This window comes from Corallococcus exercitus, from assembly GCF_003611585.1.
Classification (GTDB): domain Bacteria; phylum Myxococcota; class Myxococcia; order Myxococcales; family Myxococcaceae; genus Corallococcus; species Corallococcus exercitus.
In genome coordinates this window covers 1-2,423 of sequence record NZ_RAVW01000713.1, presented here as the reverse complement: position 1 = coordinate 2,423, position 2,423 = coordinate 1, and the positions used below count along the sequence as shown (strand labels likewise).

Below are 2,423 nucleotides of genomic sequence, written 5' to 3'. Positions count from 1 at the left end.
GTAGGGGAGGCGGGGGGGACGGCGGACACGGTGCGGTTCACCTCCGGAGGCCGGTGGGTGATATCCACGTCCTGACGATGAAATCCATTCGCATCTCCCAGCTCCTCGAGGACCAGGGCCACGACCTGCGGCTGACCCTGATGGCGGGCACCCAGGGGCTGAAGCGCACGGTGGACTCCTCGCGCATCCAGAAGCCCGGCCTGGCACTGGCGGGCTTCACCGAGCACCTCCACCCGCACCGCGTCCAGGTCTTCGGCAACACCGAAATCTCCTACCTGGCCACCCTGCCGGAGGACGCGCAGCACGCCTCGCTGGCCAAGCTCTTCAGCGAGGAGGACCTGGCGTGCGTCGTGGTCACCAAGGCGCTGGACGTGCCGCGCGCGCTGGTGGACGCCTGCGAGGCGGCGGGCCTGGCGTTGATGAAGACGCCGCTGCTCTCCAGCGAGTTCATCCAGCGGGTGCAGAACTTCCTGGAGGACGCGCTCACGGAGTCCAGCAGCCTGCACGGCGTGCTGATGGACGTCTTCGGCGTGGGCATCCTGCTCCTGGGCAAGAGCGGCATCGGCAAGAGTGAAATCGCCCTGGACCTGGTGATGCGCGGCCACCGGCTGGTGGCGGACGACATCGTGGACGTGACCCGGAGGAAGGGGGCCGTCTACGGCGCGGGCAACCCGGTCATCAAGCACCACATGGAGATCCGCGGCCTGGGCATCATCAACATCAAGGACCTCTTCGGAGTGTCCGCCGTCCGGGAGCAGAAGAAGATTGAGCTTGTGATTGAGCTGCAGGAATGGGATCCGCACCAGGAGTACGACCGCCTGGGCGTGGAGGACAAGCACCTGCAGATCGTCGGCGTGGACATCCCCTTGTCGGTCGTCCCGGTGCGTCCTGGACGCAACATGGCCACCATCGTGGAGGTGGCCGCGCGCAACCAGCTGTTGAAGCTTCAGGGCCACCATTCGGCGCGAGAGTTCGCCGAGCGACTCAATCGAGCCATCGCCCAGGGGGCGATGCGCCGCACCTTGGGAGAAGAGGTCGAGTGACCGCCCCCGCGAAGCAGATCATCGTCATCACCGGCATGTCAGGTTCCGGAAAGTCCACCGCCATCCGGGCGCTGGAGGACGCCGGGTTCTTCTGCATCGACAACCTGCCGGTGCTCCTGCTGCCCAAGCTCACGGAGCTGGCCGGTGGAGGCAACATCGAGCGCATGGCGCTGGTGGTGGACGTGCGCGAGGGCGTCTTCCTCAAGGACGCCCCCCGCGTGCTGGATGAAGTGCGCCGCGCGGGCCACCAGGTGGACGTGCTCTTCCTGGACTCCAGCGACGACAGCCTCCTGCGCCGCTTCAGCGAGACGCGCCGCCGCCACCCGCTGGCCCCGGAGGGCACGGTGGCGGAGGGCATCCACGCGGAGCGCGAGGCCCTCAAGGACCTGCGCGAGCTGGCGGATCAGGTCATCGACTCGTCGGCGCTCAACGTGCACGACCTGAAGCGCATGGTGCAGGGGCGCTTCAGCCCGGAGCCCACGACGGGCCCCAGCCTGTCCATCATGTCCTTCGGCTACCGGTACGGCGTGCCGCCGCAGGCGGACCTGGTGTTCGACGTGCGCTTCCTGCCGAACCCGTACTTCGTGCCGGAGCTCAAGGGGCTCACGGGCAAGAACCCGAAGGTGGCGGGGTACGTGCTGGAGCGCGAGGAGACGCAAGCGTTCCTGGAGAAGGTCGTGGACCTCTGCCGCTTCCTGTTCCCCCGCTACCAGAAGGAGGGGAAGGCGTACCTCACGGTGGCGCTGGGGTGCACGGGCGGCAAGCACCGGTCGGTGGCGCTGGCGGCGGAGATGGTGCGCCGGCTGTCCACGGACTACGGCCGCGTGCAGCTGTGGGACCGGGACATCGAGAAGGAGTAGCCGGAGGGCCGGGCTTTCGGGCCCGGAACCCGCTCAGTGCCGGGTGTCCGTCAGGGGCGTGAAGCGCGCGCCGGTGACGCCCTCTTTCTCAAGGGCTTCCTTCACGACCTCGGAGACGACGAGGGTGACGGGCCAGCCCCAGGGGCGGAACACCCGGGCGCGGCCCACCTGGGTGGGGTCGATTCGCAGGCCGCGCACGGAGCGGTACTGGCCCACGCGCGCGGGGATGCCGTCGCCGGGGCCGTAGTGGTGGATCTCCAGGCAGGCGGCTTCGTCCACGCAGCGGATAAGGCGCGTGGCGACGACGAGGAAGTACGGCTTCGGCTGGCCCTCGATGTTCACGGGGATGAGCTGCACGTCCTCCGGGGCCAGGCGCGCGAACACGGCGGCGACGCGCGGGTGCACCACGGGGGTGAGGCCGGCGCCCGCGAGGCTGAAGTCCAGTGGGGCGGCCCTCGCTTCGTTGGGGATGTGGAGGCTGCTGTATCTTATACACATCTCCGAGCCCACGCGACATGCG

Annotated in this window: 3 protein-coding genes; 2 read left to right on the top strand and 1 reads right to left on the bottom strand. The window is 68.7% G+C overall.

Annotated elements, in window-relative coordinates; genetic code table 11:
• Positions 1-77 precede the first annotated feature (77 nt).
• Entirely contained in the window at positions 78-1,043 is a 966-nt protein-coding gene (gene hprK / locus D7W79_RS41220; protein WP_120530649.1) for an HPr(Ser) kinase/phosphatase, read from the top strand.
• A complete protein-coding gene (gene rapZ / locus D7W79_RS41215) occupies positions 1,040-1,903 on the top strand; it encodes an RNase adapter RapZ (RefSeq protein ID WP_120530648.1) in 864 nt (287 codons plus the stop codon). The genes hprK and rapZ overlap by 4 nt, the downstream gene beginning before the upstream one ends.
• 33 nt (positions 1,904-1,936) lie before the next feature.
• Here the strand turns inward: rapZ and D7W79_RS41210 are convergent, their stop codons facing one another.
• Complete coding sequence (locus tag D7W79_RS41210; protein ID WP_208729981.1) at positions 1,937-2,401, bottom strand: imm11 family protein; 465 nt, start codon at positions 2,399-2,401, stop codon at positions 1,937-1,939.
• Positions 2,402-2,423 lie beyond the last annotated feature (22 nt).

Coding starts and splice junctions, on each gene's coding strand:
- D7W79_RS41210 (WP_208729981.1), bottom strand. CDS start 2,401: ATGTGTATAAGATACAGCAGCCTCCACATCCCCAACGAAGCGAGGGCC.
- hprK (WP_120530649.1), top strand. CDS start 78: ATGAAATCCATTCGCATCTCCCAGCTCCTCGAGGACCAGGGCCACGAC.